Below are 4700 nucleotides of genomic sequence, written 5' to 3'. Positions count from 1 at the left end.
TTTACTCTAAACTGCAATACGGAGGCACGATCCAAAACTAATACCTAGTGCAGCAGATAAGTTAAAGTTTGATGTCGCAAGGGCCGAGGCAGCACTTAAAGGTTTTGTACTTCCTCTAAATAAAGGGGGGCCTTTTGATGAATTATCATTTATGGGTATAGAGGATGAAGAAGAAATCTTTGCTGATCCTATAAGAGCAACTAAAGAAGCATTAATAGCGTAAGTGGAAATTCTATACCTAAAGAGCAATATGCACAGGCTGTAAAAGATAAAGCTATAGAAATCTTAAAACAAGATCCTAAAAACACTCCGGAAAAACTTGAAAAATATGAAAAATTTATTATTCAAGAAGATAAAAATCAGAAATTTAATGAAGATAGTAAGCAGTTCGTCCCAAGAGTAAATCAATTATCTTCAAATATCCGAGATTGCTTCGTCGAAACTTACAGTTTCTTCTCGCAATGACGATATTTACCTTTAGTTAGTAATGCTTGGTGGGACGGTTAAACACTCCTCTTTCCATAGCTCGTTATAAAGAATAGGGTCAATATTACCCCCTGAGATTAGTACTAGTAATTTTTGAGGTTTGGATTGTGTTTTTAACCAATTTACCACTGAAACCATATTTATACTACTTGACGGCTCGCATATAACTTTAAGTAAATGAGTAAGCCACGCTGTCCAATAATATATTTCATATTCTTCTGCTAAATAAAAATGATCAAGTTTTTTCAGATATTCAAATGTACGAGCTGATACACTCAAGGTTTTAAGACCGTCTGCGATGGTAGTCGGTGCATTATCAAATCTATATATTGAGCCGTTTTTAACCGATAAATAAGCATCATTTGCCTTAAGCGGTTCTGAACCTATTAACAAGCTTGTCGGTGATATTAATTCCTTGGCAAGATATGAGCCGGAAATTAAACCGCCGCCGCCGCAAGAGGCAAAAATAGCATCAGGACTAAAGCCTAGTTGTTGTAATGCTTCATAGCATAATGTGCCGGCACCTGCTATTGTAGAATCACTATCGGAAGGATGTATATAGTAAAATCCTTGCTTTTCATCTTCTTTTGCTCTTTCTTCTGCTTCTTGTCGAGTATCTGTATATATCACTTCACCGCCGTAATAAAGAGCCGCTTGCCGTTTTACTTTTGAAGTATTTAACGGTAAATAAATCCTTATTTTAATACCGAATAATTTACTTGCATAAGCAAGCCCAATCCCATGGTTACCCGTACTATAACCGACTATTTTATCAGGTAATTTTCCTTGCTCTTTTAATTCTAATAAATGATTTAATACTCCTCTAACTTTGAATGCACCGGTTTTTTGTAATGATTCAACCTTAAAAAAAATCTCATGACCGAGCATCTCATTTAAGCTTTCAGAGTGAACGATTGGAGTTAAATGTAGATATTGTTTTATTCTATTATGTGCAGTAGCTACATTTTGAGAAGATTGTAGTAATAAATTCATAAATATAATTAATAAAGATGGCTTGAAATCGCATTTATACTATATTATATAGTTAATAATTAGACATTTTAAAAGGTTTTAATTGATGAATAAAAAATCCCTGCCGCTTATGGCATTAAGAGATATGGTAGTATTCCCGGGAGTAATTGCTCCTATTTTCGTGGGTAGACAAAAATCGCTGCAAGCGTTATCTCATACTACCGTTTCTGAGGAAGATAATAGTAAATATATTTTAGTAACTTTACAGAAAAAATTTGATCAAGAAAACCCTAGTAAACATGAACTTTATAACACAGCTATACTTGCCAAGATTATCCAAATAGTGAAGTTGCCTAATAATACGGCAAAAATCTTAATAGAAGCAGTAGCAAGAGTAAAGCTAAGCAATATCAAAGGCAACGATGCTTTTGAAGCAAATTATGAAATTATTCCGGATGAAGAAATATTTGACGTTAATAACATGCGTTCATTAGTGGATAATGCAGTACAATTATTTAGTAAATATGCGATTAATGATAAAAAAGTTAATGCGGAAATTATTGAAACTATCAATAAAGAAATAAGTAATAGCACTAATTTTATAAATATTATAAATATATTAGCTTCACATCTTATAACTTCACTTGAGGCAAAGCAGCATTTATTAGAAGAAACTAGTCCTTTTAAGCGTATCACTACGGTTATTAGTACGCTTACTTCTAATATAGTAAATTCAGAAATCGAGCAGGCATTACAGCAAAGAGTAAGAAAGCAAATCGAAAAAACGCAGCGTGATTATTATCTGCACGAACAAATGAAAGCTATTCAAAAGGAGCTTGATGAAGATAAATCGGAACTTGCCGATATCGAGAAAAAAATTAAAAGGTTAAAATTATCTAAAGAAGCTAAAGAGAAAGCAGAATCAGAGCTTAAAAAACTCCGCAGTATGAATCAAATGTCGGCAGAGTCGGGAGTGACGCGTAATTATCTTGAGACTTTGCTAAGTTTGCCTTGGGGTAAATATGATAATAGCAAAATAGATATTAACCAAGCGGAGAAAATTTTAAATCGTGACCATTTTGGACTCGAAAAAGTTAAAGAGCGAATTATAGAATATTTAGCGGTATTACAGCGTTCAAGTAAAATTAGAGGACCTATATTATGTTTGATAGGTCCGCCAGGGGTCGGTAAAACTTCACTTGTAAAATCTATTGCCGAAGGAATGGGCAGAAAATACACTAAATTTGCTCTTGGCGGTGTTAGAGACGAAGCAGAAATCAGAGGGCATAGAAAAACTTACCTTGGATCAATGCCCGGTAAAATTTTAGGTCAACTTAAGAAAGTTAAGACTAGTAATCCTGTAATGCTGCTTGATGAAATCGATAAAATGAGTTCTGATTTTAGAGGTGATCCGGCATCCGCTTTGCTTGAGGTATTAGACCCTGAGCAGAATAGTCACTTTGTTGATCATTATTTAGAAGTAGAATATGATCTATCAAATATAATATTTATTGCTACTGCTAACTCTCATGATTTACCTAGAGCTTTAAGTGATAGGATGGAAAAAATATATATTTCCGGTTATGTAGAGGAAGAAAAGCTCCAAATCACCAAAAATTATTTAGTTCCAAAACAATTTAAAGTACATAAAATTAAGAAAGATGAAATTACTATATCCGAAGCGGCAATTTTGGATTTAATTAGATATTATACCAAGGAATCAGGTGTAAGAGCTTTAGAGCGTGAAATAGGAGCATTAACTAGAAAAGCATTAAAGCAAATTTTAGCAGATAAAAATGTTAAGCATATTACCATAGATAGTAATAATCTTGAAGAATTTTTAGGAGCTAAAAAATATAATTTCGGGCTTGCCGAGAAAGAAGACCAAATAGGTAGTACTACAGGACTTGCTTATACTGAAGTAGGAGGAGAGCTTTTAACTATAGAAGCTTTAGCATTTCTAGGGAAAGGTGAAATAAAGACCACCGGAAAACTCGGTGATGTTATGAAAGAATCGGCAATGGCTGCCTATAGTTGTTTTAGAAGCAGAGCAACAAATTTTGGATTAAAATACGATAATTATAAAGATTTTGATATCCACATTCACGTACCGGCCGGAGCGATTCCAAAAGATGGACCGTCTGCCGGCTGTGCTTTGTTTACTACTATTGTTTCGTTAATGACTAAAATACCCGTACACCGCACTGTAGCAATGACCGGTGAAATTACTTTAAGAGGAAATGTTTTACCTATCGGTGGTCTTAAAGAGAAGTTACTTGCTGCGAGTAGGGGAGGGATTAAAACCGTATTAATTCCTGAGGAGAATGTTAAAGACTTAAAAGATATACCGCCGAATATAAAAGAAAGCCTAGAAATTATATCCGTATCAAATATCGACCAAGTACTTAAGCATGCTTTGGTAGAAACCCCGATAAATAAATAGAAATCGGTCATACGATAGTACTGGATAATTTTTAAAGAACCCTCGATGTCATTCCTGCGAAAGCAGGAAGCCAGAAAAAAAATATAAATACAGCAAATTTTTGAAATTAAAAGCTCGATTTATCTCGCTTTATGCTGGGTTCCTGCTTTCGCAGGAATGACATTGGTATCCACACGGGCAGTGCCTTCTCGCAATTACGGAAAAACCGAACCATGCAATAGCGCCGCAATCTTTCGGTTGTGGTTCAATCCATAAAATTTATTACTATCCTATAAATAATCCCAAAAATCTATTGTTGTAAAAAAGTTGCTACAAATTATTAATCATTACTAATTATTAATTAAAATTAACTTTATCTATATAAAATATATTAATATTTTTTAACTAATTACTAATATTTATTAAAAAATAATTAATGTATTGGGGTTAATATTAATGAAAAAATCAAAAATATTAAGAAAATTTCTAACAACGGCATCATTATGCGGAACATTATTCACTAGCTCTAATGCTGCAGGAGCAACAATTCCTAATCTCGGTAGCGTAAGCTTGAGTACCGGTGCCGGTCTTGTAGGAGGAGTATTTAATAACGGCGATATTATTCAAATAGCGGTTGGAGGACTTGGAATTAAAATATCGGCCGATAAAGCAAATGCTGTTGGGTCATGCCTCCATATTGCAGTTACGCCTATTAAAAAGCTATACGTTCAATAAGTGTAATAGTTGAGATTTAATCTTACATTTAGTAAAATTAAGATAATANNNAATGGAGGATTAGAGATGAATCTAAATCAAAAAA

Annotated in this window: 2 protein-coding genes and 2 pseudogenes; 3 read left to right on the top strand and 1 reads right to left on the bottom strand. The window is 33.7% G+C overall.

Annotated elements, in window-relative coordinates; genetic code table 11:
• Window positions 1-28 precede the first annotated feature (28 nt).
• A pseudogene (locus tag KYQ89_RS03045) lies at window positions 29-414 on the top strand (hypothetical protein); the annotation flags it as partial.
• 63 nt (window positions 415-477) lie between these two features.
• Here the strand turns inward: KYQ89_RS03045 and KYQ89_RS03040 are convergent.
• Window positions 478-1479 (bottom strand): serine/threonine dehydratase, encoded by a 1002-nt coding sequence (locus KYQ89_RS03040; RefSeq protein WP_218460349.1) that lies wholly within the window; start codon window positions 1477-1479, stop codon window positions 478-480.
• Between the two features lie 85 nt (window positions 1480-1564).
• Between KYQ89_RS03040 and lon the strand changes: the two genes are divergently transcribed.
• On the top strand, window positions 1565-3901 hold the full coding sequence (lon, locus tag KYQ89_RS03035) for an endopeptidase La (RefSeq protein WP_218460348.1): 2337 nt from the start codon (window positions 1565-1567) through the stop codon (window positions 3899-3901).
• 435 nt (window positions 3902-4336) lie between these two features.
• Window positions 4337-4561 (top strand): annotated as a pseudogene (locus KYQ89_RS03030) (hypothetical protein); the annotation flags it as partial.
• Between the last annotated feature and the right edge of the window lie 139 nt (window positions 4562-4700).

This window comes from Rickettsia sp. TH2014 (genome assembly GCF_019249195.1).
In the GTDB taxonomy this organism is placed as follows: domain Bacteria; phylum Pseudomonadota; class Alphaproteobacteria; order Rickettsiales; family Rickettsiaceae; genus Rickettsia; species Rickettsia felis.
Note: the sequence above shows the minus strand (reverse complement) of the source record. Positions and strands in the feature narration are given on the sequence as shown.